14 protein-coding genes are annotated in these 18,006 nt (G+C 66.4%); 7 read left to right on the forward strand and 7 right to left on the reverse strand.

From position 1 onward, the window contains the following. Positions 1 to 37: 37 nt before the first annotated feature. The gene (locus AC4PTB_RS09305; RefSeq protein ID WP_492189699.1) at positions 38 to 1,417 is read left to right on the forward strand and encodes a polysaccharide biosynthesis/export family protein; all 1,380 of its coding nucleotides are present in this window, start codon (positions 38 to 40) and stop codon (positions 1,415 to 1,417) included. A 78-nt stretch (positions 1,418 to 1,495) separates the two neighbouring features. Here AC4PTB_RS09305 and AC4PTB_RS09310 read toward each other — a convergent pair whose 3' ends face one another. Continuing rightward, entirely contained in the window at positions 1,496 to 1,699 is a 204-nt protein-coding gene (locus tag AC4PTB_RS09310; RefSeq protein ID WP_492189700.1) for a hypothetical protein, read from the reverse strand. Between the two features lie 343 nt (positions 1,700 to 2,042). On the opposite strand from AC4PTB_RS09310, the gene AC4PTB_RS09315 reads away from it, so the two are divergent. Next, positions 2,043 to 2,552, forward strand: coding sequence for a hypothetical protein (locus tag AC4PTB_RS09315; RefSeq protein ID WP_492189701.1), 510 nt, complete (start codon positions 2,043 to 2,045; stop codon positions 2,550 to 2,552). A gap of 96 nt (positions 2,553 to 2,648) precedes the next feature. Here the strand turns inward: AC4PTB_RS09315 and hisI are convergent, their stop codons facing one another. Continuing rightward, positions 2,649 to 3,011 (reverse strand): phosphoribosyl-AMP cyclohydrolase, encoded by a 363-nt coding sequence (gene hisI, locus AC4PTB_RS09320; RefSeq protein WP_492189702.1) that lies wholly within the window; start codon positions 3,009 to 3,011, stop codon positions 2,649 to 2,651. A 57-nt stretch (positions 3,012 to 3,068) separates the two neighbouring features. Here hisI and AC4PTB_RS09325 point away from each other — a divergent pair, with 57 nt between their 5' ends. Together AC4PTB_RS09325 and AC4PTB_RS09330 are read left to right on the forward strand one after the other, a co-directional pair. Further along, positions 3,069 to 3,497 (forward strand): iron-sulfur cluster assembly scaffold protein, encoded by a 429-nt coding sequence (locus AC4PTB_RS09325; RefSeq protein WP_492189703.1) that lies wholly within the window; start codon positions 3,069 to 3,071, stop codon positions 3,495 to 3,497. Positions 3,498 to 3,563: 66 nt separating this feature from the next. After that, the gene (locus tag AC4PTB_RS09330) at positions 3,564 to 4,973 is read left to right on the forward strand and encodes a methyl-accepting chemotaxis protein (RefSeq protein WP_492189704.1); all 1,410 of its coding nucleotides are present in this window, start codon (positions 3,564 to 3,566) and stop codon (positions 4,971 to 4,973) included. 112 nt (positions 4,974 to 5,085) lie between these two features. On the opposite strand, the gene AC4PTB_RS09335 is transcribed toward AC4PTB_RS09330, so the two are convergent. From AC4PTB_RS09335 to sciP, 5 genes are all read right to left on the reverse strand, one after another. Beyond that, the gene (locus AC4PTB_RS09335; RefSeq protein WP_492189705.1) at positions 5,086 to 5,208 is read right to left on the reverse strand and encodes a hypothetical protein; all 123 of its coding nucleotides are present in this window, start codon (positions 5,206 to 5,208) and stop codon (positions 5,086 to 5,088) included. A gap of 71 nt (positions 5,209 to 5,279) precedes the next feature. After that, positions 5,280 to 7,373 carry an ATP-dependent DNA helicase RecG gene (gene recG, locus AC4PTB_RS09340; protein ID WP_492189706.1) on the reverse strand — a complete coding sequence of 698 codons (2,094 nt, stop codon included), beginning with the start codon at positions 7,371 to 7,373 and terminating at the stop codon, positions 5,280 to 5,282. After that, the gene (gene ligA / locus AC4PTB_RS09345; RefSeq protein ID WP_492189707.1) at positions 7,370 to 9,493 is read right to left on the reverse strand and encodes an NAD-dependent DNA ligase LigA; all 2,124 of its coding nucleotides are present in this window, start codon (positions 9,491 to 9,493) and stop codon (positions 7,370 to 7,372) included. The genes recG and ligA overlap by 4 nt, the downstream gene beginning before the upstream one ends. Before the next feature lie 63 nt (positions 9,494 to 9,556). Next, the gene (gene ctrA / locus AC4PTB_RS09350) at positions 9,557 to 10,270 is read right to left on the reverse strand and encodes a response regulator transcription factor CtrA (RefSeq protein WP_013067387.1); all 714 of its coding nucleotides are present in this window, start codon (positions 10,268 to 10,270) and stop codon (positions 9,557 to 9,559) included. A gap of 95 nt (positions 10,271 to 10,365) precedes the next feature. Further along, complete coding sequence (gene sciP / locus AC4PTB_RS09355) at positions 10,366 to 10,644, reverse strand: CtrA inhibitor SciP (RefSeq protein ID WP_013067386.1); 279 nt, start codon at positions 10,642 to 10,644, stop codon at positions 10,366 to 10,368. 126 nt (positions 10,645 to 10,770) lie between these two features. Between sciP and mnmA the strand changes: the two genes are divergently transcribed. The 3 genes from mnmA to AC4PTB_RS09370 all read left to right on the forward strand — a co-directional run bounded on the left by mnmA (position 10,771) and on the right by AC4PTB_RS09370 (position 18,004). Beyond that, positions 10,771 to 11,910: a tRNA 2-thiouridine(34) synthase MnmA gene (gene mnmA, locus AC4PTB_RS09360; RefSeq protein ID WP_492189708.1), complete on the forward strand. Its 1,140-nt coding sequence runs from the start codon at positions 10,771 to 10,773 to the stop codon at positions 11,908 to 11,910. Between the two features lie 221 nt (positions 11,911 to 12,131). After that, complete coding sequence (locus AC4PTB_RS09365; RefSeq protein WP_492189709.1) at positions 12,132 to 15,560, forward strand: transglutaminase family protein; 3,429 nt, start codon at positions 12,132 to 12,134, stop codon at positions 15,558 to 15,560. A 20-nt stretch (positions 15,561 to 15,580) separates the two neighbouring features. Then, positions 15,581 to 18,004, forward strand: coding sequence for a circularly permuted type 2 ATP-grasp protein (locus AC4PTB_RS09370; RefSeq protein WP_492189710.1), 2,424 nt, complete (start codon positions 15,581 to 15,583; stop codon positions 18,002 to 18,004). Positions 18,005 to 18,006 lie beyond the last annotated feature (2 nt).

The raw sequence follows: 18,006 nt of genomic DNA on the forward strand, positions 1-18,006 counted from the left end.
GTGACCGGCAAAGCCCCTGACCCAGTTTGACCCGGAGATGAATTTGCGCCTGCTGACCGTGCTGCTGACCGCAACGATGCTCACCCAGCCGCTCGGCGGATGCGGCGTCGCCTATCACAGTTCCAAGGTCCGTCCGGGCGTCAGTGCCGAGGGCAAGGTGCGGGTCCTGCCGATCACCGCGGAATCGGTTCTGGTGGCCAATGCCGCCCCCTATCAGCCCAGGCAACTGCCCGCCTATTTCAATCAGACCGCGAGTCTTGGCGGCGCCATGTCGGCACCGATCGCCCCGCCCAAGGGCGCCTTCGACCAGGTCAGCCGCCCGCTGGATCAGGAAACCCGCCTGCCGCCGCCGCTTGCGCCCTCGAATTACCAGATCGGCGTGGGGGATGTGGTGCTGCTTGCCACGCCCAAGGAAGGCTCGACGGTCGAGCAACTGACCGGAATCCTGGCCGCCCAGACCGCGCGTCAGGGCTATACGGTGCAGGATGACGGCGCGATTTCGGTGCCGACGGTCGGCCGGGTGCAGATTGCCGGGCAGACGATCGACGATGCCGAGGCGACGCTGTTCCAGCGCTTCCTCGACAAGAAGATCGACCCGACCTTCTCGCTCGAGATCGCCGAGTTCCATTCGAAGAAGGTCTCGATCGGCGGCGATGTCGCCAACCCGGGGGTGGTGCCGCTGACGCTCTCGCCGCTGCATCTGGACGAGGCGCTGGCGGCCGTCGGGGGGGTGAAATCGGCCGATATCGACTCTGCGCTGGTGCGGATCTATCGCGGAGGCAAGCTTTATCAGGTGCCGCTCACCTCGGTCTATGAAAAGCCCGAGATCGGCCAGATGCCGCTGGCCGCGGGCGACAGCCTGTTCGTCGATACCGCCTATGAGCTGGACAAGGCCGCAGCCTATTTCGAGGAACAGATCAAACTGGCGAGCTTCAAGCAGAACGAACGGAAGACACGCCTGGAAGCCCTGCAGACCGAGGTGGCGCTGCGCCGCGGGCAACTTGCGGAATCGCGCGAGAATTTTGCCACCCGGCTGGAACTTGGCGCCGAGGCCCGCGACTATGCCTATCTCACCGGCGAGCTTGTCAAGCAAAGCCGCTATCCCCTGCCCTTCGACCGCAAGGCGACCCTGGCGGATGCGCTTTACGATGCCGGCGGCGGCTTGCAAACCGCCAAGTCGAACCCGAAGGAAATCTATGTCCTGCGCGGTTCGACCGATCCGCTCGACTATGACGGGATCACCGCCTGGCATCTGGACGCGCGCAATGCGGCAGCGATCCTGCTGGCCACCCGCTTCGACCTGCACGCCAATGACGTGATCTTCGTGGCCGCGCAGCCGGTCCAGCATTGGGGCAATGTGGTCAATGCGATCACCCCTTCGCTGATCGTGACCTCGCTCGACGCCGCGGCGAAGTAAGACACCTTCGCCAAAGGAAAAGGGCGCCCGTTGGGGCGCCCTTTGTCATTACGGGATCCGGGTCCGGCCCGGACGCAATCAGTTCGTGGTCGAGGTGGTCGAGTTCGTGCCGCCGCCACCGCCACCGGCGAGGGCAGCCACCCCCAGCGCACCGGCAAGGGCGGGAGCAAGGAACACGATGTTGGTCGCGGCGCCAACAGGCAGAGCACCGCCGGGCAGAACCGTGCCGGGCGTGGCCGCGGGCGGCGTGGTGGCCGCCGGAGGCGTTTGCGGCTGGGCCACTTCAGCGAAAGCAGGAGCGACCAATGCGAACACTCCCAGAGTTGCCAGAACGAGCGACGATTTCATCGGGGTCTCTCCTAGAGATGTCAAAATATCAATCGTCCCTTTCTAGCATGCGACGCGATTCATGCACAGTCCGCAATCGCAAAAATTGACGATCATTTTCACTTCGGACAGCCGAAACGGGCTTCAGACCTCGCCGCTGCCTAGAAGTTTAGCAATTCGCCCGGGGCCTGACCGTCGCAAGATAAGCCTTTTTTAAGCCCCCCCGGCTCTACTGGCAGCGACGCTGGTGGAGCGTCTGGGGTGTCGCGCTGAGGCGCAACAAGACTTGGGGTGATTCATGACTGCATTCTTCGTACGCCGCAAGGCGGGACGACTGGCCTCGCTTGTCCTGTCGTCGGTTCTGGTGCTGGGTCAGGCGGCAGTGCCGACGCTCGCGCCGACCGGGGCCGAGGCGCAGGCGATACCTGCGGGATATTCGCGGCCCGCGCCGATCATCGTGCGCAACGATCCGGGCGGCGATGTCGGGGCGCGCGCCAACAAGATCCGGGCGATGGCCGATTCCGGTCAGTCGGTCGAGATCCGCGGCGCCTGCTATTCGGCCTGCACGATGTATCTGGGCCTGCCCGGCAGCTGCATCAGCCGCAACGTGCAGTTCGGCTTTCATCGGCCCAGCTTCTATGGCGCGGCCCTGGCCCCCGATCAGTTCGAGTTCTGGTCGCGCATCATCGCCGCCCATTACCCGCCGGCGCTGCGCAACTGGTATCTGGCGCAGGGGCGCTACAGCGCCAGGCTGCAGATGTTGTCGGGCGCCCAGCTGATCGACCTTGGCATCCGCGAATGCGCCTGAGCCCGATCGCCGGGCGGTGCGACCAGAAACGCACCGCCCCGCGCAAGATCTGACCGGCTCCGTGCCCCCGGGAAAACCCGGTGGGCACGCGCCGCCTCACTCGGTCATCGGCGTCAGAATCTCGACCTCTTCGCCACCGCGCAGCGCGGTGTAGAAACAGGAGCGGCGGTTGGTGTGACAGGCCGGACCCGCCTGCGTGACCAGCAGCAAAAGACAATCCCGGTCGCAATCGATCCGCAGCTCGACCAGCTTCTGCACATGGCCCGAGCTTTCGCCCTTGGCCCAGAACGCCTGCCGCGACCGGCTCCAATAGGTCACCTGCCCCGTCGCCAGCGTCCGTGCCAGGCTCTCGGCATTCATCCAGGCCATCATCAGCACCTCGCCGGTGCCCGCCTCCTGCGCGATCGCCGGGATCAGACCATTGGCATCATATTTCAGGCTCTGCGGATCGAAACCCATGCTTTCCTCCCTGCGTGTCCCGGTCTATCTAACCGGCGCAGCCTGCGGGGAAAAGCCATGAGCGATGCCGATCTGTTCAAACTCTATGCCGATCGCGTGCTGGCGCTGGCCGCGGCGATCCCGCATACCGAGCCCCTGTCCGATCCGGCGCTGCGGGCCACGAAACGGGCGCCGCTTTGCGGCTCGACCGTCTCGGTGGCGCTGCGGCTGGAGGACGCGCGCATCACCGCCTTTTCGCAGACCGTGCATGCCTGCGCGCTGGGCCAGGCCTCGGCCGCGATTTTCGGCGCCGGGGTGATCGGGCGCTCGCGCGCCGAGGTGCAGGCTTTGTGCGAGACGCTCGCCGAGATGCTCAAGGGCGGCCCGGTGCCCGCCGCGCCCTTCGCAGACTACGAGGTGCTGACCGCCGCGCGCGACTATCCGAACCGCCACGCCTCGATTCTGCTCGCGCCAGAAGCGACTTTGGCGGCTTTGTCGGCCGTTTGAGACCGGACCTTAACTCTTGCGCAAGGGGCGCATGCGATGGTGGGGTGAAACTCATCCGGATCTCGCATGACCCATCCCGCTGCCTCCTCGTCTCTTCCGACCAGCTCCGAAGGGCGCATTACCCGCATCGCGACGGACGCGCTCGAGCTGGGCCGGGATGTCGCCGAGGTGGCCGGTGCGCTTGAAGCGCTTGAAAAGCTTGCGGATTCCCAGATTTCTCTGTTGCGCGGCGCGCAAACGGCGGCCGAGACGGTGCAGGACGCGAATGCCCGGGTGCTCGATGGCGCGCAGCGCGTTGGCCAAAGCGCCGATGCGACGCTCGGCATGGTCGAGGAGACGGCGGCGCAGCTGCGCGAAACCTCGGCCCATGCGCAGACGATCGCCAGCTGGGTGCGTTCGGCGATCGCGCGGATGGAGGAGCTGAACGAAACCCTGACCCGGGTGCAGGCGGAAAATGCCGGCATCAAATCCGTGGCGATGCAGGTCAACATCCTGGCGATCAACGCGAAAATCGAGGCCGCCCGGGCGGGCGACGCAGGCCGCGGCTTTGCCGTCGTGGCCGAGGCGATCAACGAACTCTCGCGCAAGACCGCCGCCGCTTCCGAGGGGATCGGCAAGGCCGTGGGCGGGCTGACCGGCTCGATCCGCGCCCTGCATGAGGAGGCGGGGGCGATCTCGACCGATGCCGATGCGGTGCTGAGCGGCGCGACGGGCACCGATGCGGCTCTGGGGCGGATGCTCGGCGGGCTGACGCAGACCCGCGCCGCGGTGACCGAAATCGCCACCCGCGCCGCCGAGGTGAACAGCGCCAACGCCTCCTTTGGCCCGGCGTTCCGGCGCATGGCCGATGGCATGCAGCAAACCTCGACCGAGGTGCATGAGGCGACACAGAAGACCCGGACCCTGATCATCGCCGGCGAGACCATCGTGCAGGAGGCGGTCGAGCTGGGCGGGGCGCTGGCCGACACGGCCTTCATCGAGGCGGTAAAATCCGCCGCCGAAGAGGTGGGGCAGCTGTTCGAGGCGGGGATCGCCGCCGGACGGATCAGTGCGGGCACGCTCTTCGAGGCGCGTTACAGCCCGATCGCGGGCAGCAATCCGGCACAGGTGATGGCGCCCTTCACCGGCTTCACCGATGCCGTCTTGCCTGCGGTGCAGGAACGGGTGCTGAGCCTCTCGCCCGAGATCGTGTTTTGCGCCGCCGTCGACCGCAACGGCTATCTGCCGACGCACAATCGGAAATTCTCGCAGCCGCAGGGGCCGGACCCGGTCTGGAACGCTGCGAACTGCCGCAACCGGCGCATCTTCAACGACCGCGTCGGGCTGCGCGCCGGGCAATCGACCGCGCCCTTCCTGTTGCAGATCTACCGGCGCGACATGGGCGGCGGCACTTTCGTGCTGATGAAGGATCTCTCGGCGCCGATCTTCGTGTCCGGGCGGCATTGGGGCGGGCTGCGTCTGGCCTACCGGATGTAAAAAACGCCGCCATCCGGGGATGGCGGCGCAGGAAGCGCTTTCCGGGCAAAGCCCTTGGGGACAGGCGGCCGTGATGTGATGTCAGGGTCGCGAAAGCGCGTGGCAGTGACGGTCAGAGAAGGCCGGGCAGATACAGCACGGCAAGGAAAGTGGCGCAAAGCGAGAGCGCCCCGATCATGTCCTGCGCCAATTCGGCGGTCTCACGGGCGAAAAACGGGGTCGGACGGTTCTGCATCTCAGGTCTCCTTCATGTTGCCATTTTGTTCTCATGTTCCGCCCGATGCGTCAAGAACATTTTAAGAACATTCAACCAACCTCGATCAGCCGGATCGCCCGGTCCTGCTCGGTGAGCCACATCAGCATCCGCGCCGCCTGCCCGCGCGGGCTGACCAGCCCCGGGTCCATCGCCAGCAGCGCCCGCGCATCGCTTTGCGCCAGCGCCATCAGCCCGGCCTGCCGCTCCAGATCGGCGATGCGGAACCGCGGCAGGCCCGATTGCGCCGTGCCGATCACATCGCCCGCGCCCCGCATCGCAAGGTCTTCTTCCGCAATGCGAAATCCGTCCTCGCTGTCGCGCAGGATCGACAGCCGCCGCTCGCCGCTCTCGCTCAGCGGCGCCTGATAGAGCATCAGGCAGGTCGATTTCGCCGCGCCCCGCCCGACCCGACCGCGCAGCTGGTGCAGCTGCGCCAGACCAAAGGTCTCGGCCCGCTCGATCACCATGATCGAGGCATTTGGCACGTTCACCCCCACCTCGATCACCGTCGTCGCCACCAGAACCCGGGTCTTGCCGCTGACAAAATCCGCCATCGCGGCGTCCTTTTCGGCGGCCGGCAGCTGCCCGTGCACCAGCCCGACGACCCCCTCGCCCAGCACCATGCGCAGATGCGCGAAACGCTCCTCGGCCGAGGCCAGATCGACCCGTTCGCTTTCCTCGACCAGCGGGCAGACCCAATAGGCCTGCCGCCCCTCGGCCACGGCGCGGGCCAGATGCGCCACCACCTCGCCGATCCGCGCCGTCGAGATCAGCGCCGTCGTCACCGGCTGCCGTCCGGGCGGTTTTTCGTCCAAAAGGCTTACATCCATGTCGCCATATTGCGCCAGCGCCAGCGAACGCGGGATCGGCGTCGCCGTCATCACCAGCACATCCGCCATCTCGCCCTTGGCGCCCAGCTCCATCCTTTGCGCCACGCCAAAGCGGTGCTGCTCGTCGATGATGACCAGCCGAAGATCCTGAAAAACAACGTCTTTCTGAAAGACCGCATGGGTGCCCAGCAAAATCTGGATCCGCCCCTCGAGCAGATCCGTCAGCTTGCGCGCCCGCTCCGCCCCCTTGTCGCGGCCGGTCAGAACCTCCATCCGGACGCCTGCCGCCGCGGCGAGCGAGCCCAGCCCCTCAAAATGTTGCCGCGCCAGAATTTCGGTCGGCGCCATCAAGACGCCCTGCCCGCCCGCCTCAACCGCGGTCAGAAGCGCCAGAAAGGCCACAAGCGTCTTGCCCGCCCCCACATCGCCTTGCAAGAGCCGGTTCATCCGGCTGGGCGTCGCCATGTCGGCCGCAATCTCGCGACTGGCGCGCAGCTGCGCGCCGGTGGGCTGAAACGGAAGCGATTTCAGCACTTTGGCCGTCAAGGTCCCGGTGCCCTCGGTGCTTCGCCCCTTCGGATGGCGGGCCTGACGACGGGCCAGCGCCAGGGTCATCTGATGCGCGAAAAGCTCGTCATAGGCGAGACGCTGGCGCGCGGGGGCGGTAGCCGCGGTCTCGGCATGCGCCTGCGGTGCATGCGCCGCGCGCAGCGCCGCGGCCCAGTCGGGCCAGCCCTCGCGGGCCTTCAGCGCGGCATCGATCCATTCCGGCAACGCGGGCAGCCGCGCCAGCGCCCCCTCGGCGGCCTTCGCCATGACCCGCTGCGTCACCCCGGCCGTCAGCGGATAAACCGGCTCGAAGCGCGGCAGCTTCCCGACCTCGTCCAGCGGCAGGACGTGATCGGGATGCACCATCTGCGCAAAGCCGTCGAACAGCTCAAACCGCCCCGAGACCAGCCGCCGCCCGCCCTTGGGCAGCAATTTCTCCAGATAATCGCCGCGCGCGTGAAAGAAGACGAGGGTGAATTCCGCCCCCGCGCCATCGCGCACCAGCACCCGCGCGGGGCCAGCACGGTTGCGCGCCGCCATATGGGTCAGCACCTCGACCTCGACCGTCACCGTCAGCGGCGGTGTCACCTCGCGGATCGAGCTGACCGGACGGCGGTCGATCACCGCCTGCGGCAGCGTGAAAAGCACATCGCGCGGCCGGGTAAGGCCAAGGTTTTCCAAGGCCTTGGCCGTCTTCGCCCCGATCCCGGGCAGGGTCTCGATCGCGGCGAAAAGCGGGAAAAGCGCGGCCGGCCGCCCGGTCATGTCGCCCCGATGAGGCGCAGCCAGGCCTCCTCGTCGATCACCCTGACCCCCAGATCCGCGGCCTTCGTCGCCTTCGACCCGGCGCCCGGACCGGCCACCAGAATGTCGGTCTTGGCCGAAACCGAGCCCGCGACCTTGGCGCCCAACGCCTCGGCGCGCGCTTTCGCCTCGGCCCGCGTCATCCGTTCGAGCGTGCCGGTGAAGACAACGGTCAGACCGGCCACCGGGCTGTCAGTTGCGCGCGGCGTGGCGGGCTCGACGGTCAGATGCGCCACCAGCCGGTCGATCGCGTCGCGTTCGGCGCCGGGATGGAAGGCCGCGGTCACCGAAGCGGCCAAAGTCTCGCCGACGCCATCGATGCTGAGCAGCTCCTGCCAGTCGGCGCTCTCGGGCACGGCGGCGCGCATCGCGGCTTCGAACCGGTCCCAGGTCAGATAATGCGTCGCCAGAAGCGTGGCCGAGCTTTCGCCGACATGGCGGATACCCAGCGCGAAAATCAGCCGGGCGAGCGGGATTTTCCGTTTCTCTTCAATCGCCTGAAACAGGTTTTGCGCGGATTTCTCGCCCCAGCCCTCGCGGTTCTTCAGCTGTTGCAGCCCCGTGCCGAAGCGCGCCTGCAGGGTGAAGATCTCGGCCGGTTCGCGGATCCAGCCATCCTTGTAAAAGGCCTCGACCTGTTTTGCGCCCAGCCCCTCAATGTCGAAAGCGGCGCGCGAGACGAAATGTTTCAGCTTCTCCACCGCCTGCGCCGGGCAGATCAGTCCGCCAGTGCAGCGGCGCACGGCATCGCCTTCCTCGCGCAGGGCCTCGGAGCCGCATTCCGGGCAAAGATGCGGAAAAACAAAGGGTTGTGAGGCGGGATCGCGGCGCAACAGATCAACATCGGCGACCTTGGGGATCACGTCACCGGCGCGGTAGACCTGCACCCAGTCGCCCTCGCGGATGTCCTTGCCGTCGCGGATCACCTCGCCCTTCGAGGAGAGCCCGGCGATGTAATCCTCGTTGTGCAGCGTCGCATTCGAGACGACGACGCCGCCGACGGTGACCGGCGCGAGCCGCGCCACGGGCGAGAGCGCCCCGGTGCGGCCGACCTGAATCTCGATCTTTTCCAGCCGGGTCCAGGCCAGTTCGGCGGGAAATTTATGCGCAATCGCCCAGCGCGGCGTGGTCGCGCGAAAGCCGAGCCGCGCCTGCAGCGCAAGATCGTTGAGCTTGTAGACGACGCCGTCGATGTCATAGCCAAGCGTGGCCCGCTGCGCCTCGATCGCGCGATACTGGGCCAGCATTTCGGCGGTATTGGCGCAAAGCCGGGTCAGCGGATTGGTCTGAAAGCCAAGCGCCTTGAGCCGTTCGATCGCGCCAAATTGCGTGTCAGAAAGCGGTTCGGACAGAACACCCCAGGAATAGGCAAAGAATTTCAACGGTCTGGAGGCAGTGATCCGGGCGTCGAGCTGGCGCAGCGAGCCCGCCGCGGCATTGCGCGGATTGGCGAAGCTCTTCTCGCCCCGCTCTGCCTGCCGCGCATTCAGCGCCGCGAAATCGGCGTGGCTCATGTAGACCTCGCCGCGCACCTCCAGCACGGCGGGCGCCCCGGTCAGGCGCTGCGGAATGTCGGCAATGGTGCGGGCGTTTTCGGTGACATTCTCGCCCAGCGCGCCATCGCCGCGGGTCGCGGCCTGCACCAGCAGCCCGTTTTCATAGCGCAGGGAAAGCGACAGACCGTCGATCTTCGGTTCCGCGGTGCAGGGCAAGGCGACCTCGGGGCCAAGCCCGAGATAGCTGCGCATCCGCCCGTCGAAATCCGCCACATCCGTATCCAGAAAGGCGTTTTCCAGACTGAGCATGCGAATTTCATGCGCGACCTTGGCAAATCCTTCGGCCACGGCAGCGCCAATCTTTGTCGTCGGACTGTCCGCCCGTGCCAGATCGGGAAAGCGCGCTTCAAGCGCCGCCAGACGCCGCTTCAGCGCATCATAATCGGCATCCGAAATCTCGGGCGCATCAAGGGTGTGATAGGCATGATTCGCCGCTTCGATCTGCGCAACAAGCGCCGACACTTCCGCCCCTGCTTCGGCAGGGGTCAGGCTGTCCAGGTCCGAAAACGGTGCTGCATTCGTCATGACTTTCCTCCAGCTGTCCCATTTAGGGGCAGCCGCAAGGAGCGTCCAGAGAGAAGCGGAGACTCAGGCGCCAACGACCATGCGGCGGTCGAGGTCGCCCTGATCAGGGTCCCGCAGCACATAGCCCCGACCCCAGACGGTCTCGATATAGTTCTCGCCACCCGTCACTTCGGCCAGCTTCTTGCGCAGCTTGCAGATGAAGACATCGATGATCTTCAACTCGGGCTCGTCCATGCCGCCGTAAAGATGATTGAGGAACATCTCCTTGGTCAGCGTCGTGCCCTTGCGCAGGCTGAGCAGCTCCAGCATCTGGTATTCCTTGCCGGTCAGATGCACCGGCTTGCCGCCCACTTCCACCGTCTTGGCGTCGAGGTTGACCGAGATCTTGCCGGTGCGGATGATCGACTGCGAATGCCCCTTCGAGCGGCGGATGATCGCATGGATCCGGGCCACCAGCTCTTCGCGATGGAAGGGCTTCGTCATGTAATCATCCGCGCCGAAGCCGAAGCCCTTGATCTTGTTCTCGGTGTCATCGGCACCGGTCAGGATCAGAATCGGCGTGTCGACCCGCGCCAATCGCAGCTGTCGCAGCACCTCGAGCCCGTTCATGTCGGGAAGGTTCAGATCGAGCAGGATCAGGTCGTAGTCGTAAAGCTTCGCAAGGTCGATGCCTTCTTCACCAAGGTCGGTGCAGTAGACGTTGAGGTTGGCATGGGTCAGCATCAGCTCGATGCTGCGAGAGGTCGTCGGGTCGTCCTCCACCAACAAAATCCGCATCCTGGGTTCTCCGCATTAATCCCTCGATCACGTTTGATCCTGGCACCAAATGGTTAACACGTAGTTACTGTCGCAGGATTCTGTTTATTTGCAACCTAAAGTTGTCGGTACTTTTGAATCGCCGTCACTTTCAGCCCTGCGATGCCGTGTTTCTTCACCGCTTCGGCCCAAATATCGAATTCTTCCTCCGACAATCCGTAACGTTCAAGTACTTCCGAACGTCCGATCAGGCCATGCGTCACCGCATGCACGATGATGGCCTTGCGCGACGCCACCCAGCGACGCGTTTCCTTCGGCGGCAGATCGGCCCGGGTCAGAATCGTCCCGTCAGGCAGCGTAACTGCGCGCGGACCATCCACTTTTTTCAGGTACATGGGCTCACCCCCCTCGTCTTCATGGGGGCAGAATGCGCCGGGGGCCTTAACGCTGGGTTTAGCCAAGGGTTGAGAGTAGATAGCATTTTCCTATATTCGTGCAGGTCTGGTTAAAGGACTGTTGCGATGCCGAAAGATCTCCCCCTGAATTCGCTGGGCCTGCCGAAAGCGCCCGCCGAGACCCGCGTGGTCGTCGCCATGTCGGGCGGTGTCGACAGTTCGGTCGTGGCCGCGATGCTGAAGCAGGAAGGCTATGATGTCATCGGCGTGACGTTGCAGCTTTACGATCACGGCGCGGCCTTGGCGAAAAAGGGCGCCTGCTGTGCGGGGCAGGATATCCACGATGCCCGGCGCGTCGCGGAGGCCATGAACTTCCCTCACTATGTCCTTGATTACGAAAACACTTTCCGCGAGGCCGTGATCGAGGAATTCGCCGATGCCTATCTGGCCGGGGCGACGCCCGTGCCCTGCATCCGCTGCAACGAACGGGTGAAGTTCAAGGATCTGCTGGAAACCGCCCGCGATCTGGATGCCGATTGCATGGCGACCGGGCATTACATCCAGCGCAAGCTGGGCGCCCACGGGCCCGAGCTGCACGCCGCCGCCGATCCGATGCGCGATCAGAGCTATTTCCTGTTCTCGACCACGCCCGAACAGCTCGCCTTCCTGCGATTCCCGCTGGGCCACCTGCCCTCAAAGGCAGAGACCCGCAAACTCGCCGCCAGATTCGGTCTTGTTGTCGCCGACAAGCCCGACAGCCAGGATATCTGCTTCGTGCCGAACGGAAATTACGCGAGCGTCATCGAGAAGCTGCGCCCCGGTGCCGCCGATCCGGGCGAGATCGTCGATCTTGCGGGGAAGGTGCTGGGCCATCACAAGGGCGTGATTCATTACACCATCGGGCAGCGCCGCGGCCTTGGCATCGGGGGCTTGGGCGATCATCCGCTTTACGTGGTGAAGCTGGACCCCGACACGCGCCGGGTGATCGTCGGCCCGAAAGAGGCGCTCGCCACCCGCCTGCTGCGCGTGGCCGAAATCAACTGGCTCGGCGACGCCCCCTTCGAGAGCCGCCCGGACTGGGAAGTCTCGGTGCGCATCCGCTCGACCCGGGCGCCGCGTCCGGCGATCGTGCGGCCGCTCTCGGCCAACACCGCCGAGGTCGAGCTGATCGAACCCGAGGAAGGCGTCAGCCCGGGTCAGGCCTGCGTCTTTTACGAAACCGAAGGCAGCCGGATCTTTGGCGGCGGCTGGATCGTCAAGGCCTGAAGGCAGGGGGCGGCCCGGAACGCCCGCCCCAATCCCCGCACCTGTGCCTGTGCCCCTGCCTGCGCCGCGACAGCCACCCTTGCGGCGCCCCGGCGCAAGCCAGACATCGCCCAAATTTCAGGCTTCTGCCCGAATTCACGCGCCCTTGCGACGCGTGACATCTCTTTGCCGTGGCATATGCGCCGCCTCTGCCTAAAGTCGGGGCAACACGGGGGAAGACCATGGCCATTCACGCATCCATTCATCACCTGACGCATTATACCTATGACCGGCCGGTGACCCTGGGGCCGCAGATCATCCGGCTGCGCCCGGCGCCACATTCGCGCACACGGGTGATTTCGCACAGCCTCAAGGTCAGCCCGGGCGGCCATTTCGTCAACCACCAGCAGGACCCCTATGGCAACTGGCTGGCCCGCTTCGTCTTTCCCGAGCCGGTGACCGAGCTGAAGATCGAGGTCGATCTGGTCGCCGACATGACCGTTTACAACCCGTTCGATTTCTTCCTGGAGGAAACCGCCGAGCATTGGCCCTTCGACTATCCCGAGGATCTGCGCGAAGACCTGTCGATCTACCGCACACCGGAACCCGAGGGGCCACGGCTGGCGCAGTTCATCGGCACGATCGACTTCAGCAAGACCCGGACGGTGGATTTTCTGGTTGATCTGAACGCCCGGATCGCGCGCGAGGTGCGCTACACGATCCGCATGGAACCCGGGGTGCAGACGCCCGATGAAACGCTGGGGCTGGCCTCGGGCTCGTGCCGCGACAGTTCCTGGCTGCTGGTGCAGGTGGCGCGCCATCTGGGGTTTGCCGCCCGCTTCGTCTCGGGCTATCTCATTCAGCTCGCCCCCGATGTGAAGGCGCTGGATGGCCCTTCGGGAACCGAGGTCGATTTCACCGATCTGCACGCCTGGGTCGAGGTCTTCCTGCCCGGTGCGGGCTGGGTGGGGCTTGACCCGACCTCGGGGCTTCTGGCGGGGGAAAGCCATATCCCGCTGGCGGCCACCCCGCATTACCGCAATGCCGCGCCGATCGCGGGGGGCTTCACCGCCGCGGGCACGCCCGAGACGCGCTTTACCTTTGACATGCAGGTGAAGCGGGTGGCCGAACATCCGCGCATCACCAAGCCCTTCTCCGACGAAGCCTGGGAGCGGCTCGATGCGCTGGGCCACCGGGTCGATGACGCCTTGCGGGCGGGGGATGTGCGGCTGACCATGGGGGGGGAGCCGACCTTCGTTTCGGTCGATGATTTCGAGACGGCGGAATGGAACACCGAGGCCGTCGGGCCGCAAAAACGCGCGCGCGCCGATGATCTGATCCGCCGCTTGCAGGCGCGCTTCGCGCCGGGGGGCTTTTTGCATTACGGCCAGGGCAAGTGGTATCCGGGCGAGAGCCTGCCGCGCTGGACCTTTTCGCTCTACTGGCGCCGCGATGGCGTGCCGGTCTGGCAAAACCCCGATCTGATCGCGCGCGAAAACGCCGAAACGGGGGTCGGCCCCGCCGAGGCCGGGCGCTTCATGGAACGCTTCGCCACGCATCTGGGGCTTGATCCGGTCTTTGCCCAGCCCGCCTATGAAGACCCGGGCGAATGGATCCTGAAGGAAGCGAACCTGCCGCCGAATGTCAGCCCGGAAAACCCGAAGCTGAAGAACCCCGAGGATCGCGCCCGTTACGCCCGCGTCTTCAACCGCGGCCTGACCGAGCCCTCGGGCTTCGTGCTGCCGATCCAGCCCTGGCAGGGCCGGGCCGGGGGGCGGCGCTGGCGCTCGGAACTCTGGAAGCCGCGGCGCGGGCATCTGTTCCTGGTGCCCGGGGACAGCCCGGTGGGGTTCCGCCTGCCCCTCGGCGCCCTGCCGTATGTGCCCGCCGACTCCTATCCCTATTCCTACCCGGCCGATCCGACCGTCGAAGTCGGGCCGCTGCCGGATTTCAGCGCCGCCATTGCGGAACGGCGCGCGAAGATCCAGGCCGAGATCGACCGGCTGGCCGCCGAGGAAGCCCGGGAACAGGCGGCCTTCCTGCCTGCGGTCAGCCCGGAGCATCAGCAGAAATCCACCCGGACCGAGAGTGACCCGACCGAACGGCAAGCGCTTTTGGCGCAGGGCACCGACCCGGCCACGGGGGCGGTGCGCACGGCGATTGCGATCGAGCCGCGCGACGGGCGGCTGTGCCTGTTCATGCCGCCTTGCGACACGCTCGAAGACTACCTCGACCTGATCGCCAGCGCCGAGGCGACGGCGGCCGAGCTGAACCTGCCCATCCATATCGAGGGCTATGCGCCGCCCCATGACCCGCGGCTCAACGTGATCCGCGTCGCCCCCGATCCGGGCGTGATCGAGGTGAACATTCACCCCGCGCACAGCTGGGAGGAGTGCGTCGCCACCACCGAGGCGATCTATGCCGAGGCCCGGCTCTCGCGTCTTGGCGCCGACAAGTTCATGATCGACGGGCGCCACACCGGCACCGGCGGCGGCAACCATGTCGTCGTCGGGGGCGCGACGCCGAATGACAGCCCGTTCCTGCGCCGCCCCGATTTGCTCAAATCGCTGATCCTGATCTGGCAGCGCCATCCCTGCCTGTCTTACCTCTTCTCGGGTCTCTTCATCGGGCCGACCTCTCAGGCGCCGCGGATCGACGAGGCGCGGCATGACACGCTTTACGAACTCGAAATCGCGCTCGCCCAGATCGGTGACCCCGTGCATGGCGGCAACCTGCCGCCGCCCTGGCTGGTGGACCGGCTGCTGCGCAACATGCTGATCGATGTCACCGGCAACACCCATCGCGCCGAGATCTGCATCGACAAGCTTTATTCCCCCGATGGCCCCACCGGCCGTCTGGGTCTGGTCGAGTTCCGCGGCTTCGAAATGCCGCCCCACCCCCGGATGAGCCTTGCGCAGCAACTGCTGATCCGGGCGCTGATCGCGCGCTGCTGGGCCGCCCCCGTCACCGGCCGCCCGGTGCGCTGGGGCACGGTTCTGCATGACCGTTTCATGCTGCCGCATTACCTGTGGGAGGATCTGCTGTCGCTGCTGGCCGATCTGCGCGCGCATGGCTTTGACTTCGATCCGGTCTGGTTCGAGGCGCAATCGGAATTCCGCTTCCCCTTCTGCGGTCAGATCGAGGCCGAGGGCGTGCATCTGGAACTGCGTCAGGCGCTGGAGCCCTGGCATGTGCTGGGCGAGACCGGCGCCATCGGCGGCACGGTGCGCTATACCGACAGCTCGGTCGAGCGGCTGCAGGTGAAGCTCACAAGCCTGCATCAGGACCGCTATACCGTGATGTGCAACCGCCGTCCGGTGCCGATGACGCGCACGGGCACCGCGGGAACCTCGGTCGCGGGGGTGCGCTTCAAGGCCTGGCAAGCGCCCGCCGCGCTGCATCCGACGCTGCCGGTGAACACGCCGCTGGTCTTTGACATCTACGACCGCTGGTCGGGCCGGGCTTTGGCGGGCTGCACCTGGCACGTCGCCCATCCGGGCGGGCGCAATTACGACACTTTCCCGGTCAATGCCTATGAGGCCGAGGCGCGGCGCCTTGCCCGTTTCGAGCCGATGGGCCACAGCCCCGGCGCCTATGTCCCCGCCCCCGAGACGCCGCATCCGGAATTTCCGCTGACCCTTGACCTGCGCCGTCCCATCGGGCTTGAGTGAGGCTCAAGCCCCGGTGCCCCATGACCCAGACGCCCCCGCCCCATCCCGCGAATGACCTGTTCGCCCATTACCGGCTCTCGCCCGGGGTGGCGGACGAGCTTTTCGATGCGGCGGGGCAGATGCGCCCGGTCTGGAAGCGCTTTGTCGAGCGCTTCGCCCGGCTCTCCCCGGCCGAGATCACCGCGCGGTTCGAACGCGCCGACCAGTATCTGCGCGATGCCGGCGTCTTCTTCCGGCAGTATTCGAATGATCCGCTGGCGGAACGGGAATGGCCGCTTTCGCATGTTCCGGTGATCCTGCACGAAACGGAATGGGAGACGATCTGCGCCGGGCTGACGCAGCGCGCCGATCTGCTGGAAGCGGTGATGGCCGATCTTTACGGCCCCGGGCGGCTGGTCAGCGAGGGCCATCTGCCCGCCGAGCTGATCGCGGGCTCGCGGCAATGGCTGCGCCCGATGGTCGGCATCACCCCACGCGGCGGCTATTTCCTGCATGTGCTGGCCTTCGAGATCGGCCGCGCCCCGGATGGCCGCTGGTTCGTGCTGGGCGACCGGACGCAGGCGCCCTCGGGGGCAGGTTTCGCGCTGGAAAACCGCATGGCCACGGGCCGCATCTTCCCCGAACGCTTTCCGCGCGCCCATATCCACCGGCTGGCCGGGTTCTTCGGCACCTTCCGCGCCGCGCTGGAGCGGCTGGCCCAGGCGCCGGGCGGGCAGGAACGCGCCGCGGCGATCCTGACGCCCGGCCCCTCGAACGACACCTATTACGAACACACTTATATCGCCCGCTATCTGGGCCTGATGCTGCTCGAGGGCGAAGATCTGCTGGTGCAGGACGGTCAGGCGATGGTGCGCACGATCGAGGGGCCGCAGCCCTTGGGGGTGTTGTGGCGGCGCATCGATGCGGCCTTTGCCGATCCGGTGGAGCTGGACGCCACGAGCCAGATCGGCACCCCCGGTCTGGTCGAGGCGATCCGGGCGGGCAATCTGGCGCTGGTCAATGCGCTGGGCTCGGGCGTGATGGAGATGCGGGCGATGATGGCCTTTCTGCCCCGCATCTGCGAGGTGCTGCGCGGCCAGCCGCTGAAAATCCCCAATATCGCGACCTGGTGGTGTGGCGGCACCACCGAACGCGCCTTCGTGCGCGCCCATGCCGAGCGGATGATGATCGGCTCGGCCTATGCCTGCGATCTGCCCTTCGATCTGGGCGCGGCCACCGCGCTGGGCGGCACCTTGCGCGGCACAGCGCGGGCGTCGATTTCCGACTGGCTGGAGGCCGAGGGGCAGATGCTGGTCGGCCAGGAGGCGGTGACGCTGTCCACCACCCCCGCCTGGGTCGACAGCGGCACCGGCGCAAACCGGATCGAGCCGCGGCCGATGACGGTGCGGGTCTTTGCCGCCCGCGATGCGACCGGCAACTGGACCTTCATGAAGGGCGGCTATGCCCGCATCGGGCGGTCTGGCGACACCACGGCGCTGGCGATGCAGCGCGGCGGCGCCGTGGCCGATGTCTGGGTCGTCGCCGACCGGCCGGTGCGGCAGAAAAGCCTGCTTCCCCGGCCGGAAAAAGGCGTGCGCCGGGCCAGTCCGGGCATCCTGCCCGCACGGGCGGCCGACAATCTTTACTGGCTGGGCCGCTATGTCGAACGCACCGAAGACGCGATCCGGCTCATTCGCGCCTATCACCTGCGCCTGGCCGCCACCGACAATCCCGAAGACGCAAGGCTGCGGCTGTTGCGCAGCTTCCTTGGCGGCTATGGCATCACGCTGGGCCAACCCGTTCCCGGCGCGCTGATCGACCGGATCGAGGCCGCCCGCGGTTGCGCCGCCAAGGTCCGCGACCGGTTTTCGACCGACGGCTGGGCGGCGCTGGCGGATCTTGCCCGCACGGCCCGCTCGATGAGCCAGACCGCGAAACCGGGCGATGATGCCGCCCGCGCGATGTCGGTGCTGTTGCGCAAGATCACCGGCTTTTCCGGCCTTGTGCATGAAAACATGTATCGTTTTTCCGGCTGGACCTTCCTCAGCTTTGGCCGCGCGCTCGAACGGACCGATGCGCTGACGGCGGTTCTGGCGACTTTCGCCGATACCAGGGCGCCCTCGGGCTGTCTGGATATCGCGATCGAGGTGGCCGACAGCGTGATCACGCATCAGCGCCGCTACCGCATGGAACGCTCGCGCGAGACGGTGGTGGATCTGCTGGCGCTGGATGGCGACAACCCGCGCTCGATCCTGTTTCAGATCGCGCGGATGCGGGCCTTGGCCGCCGATCTGCCGCATGCGCGCGAGAACGGGCGGCTGGCGGCGCTTTCGCGCGCCATCGTGCCGGTCGAAAGCCTGCTCTCGGTCGCTGCGCCCGATGACATCACCACGCAGCGGCTGCTGACGCTGCGCGCCGAGGTGGCGGAGATTTCAAACCTCGTGACGCAAAGCTATCTGGGGTAGGT

The organism is Rhodobacter sp. 4.3.4 (genome assembly GCF_058724655.1).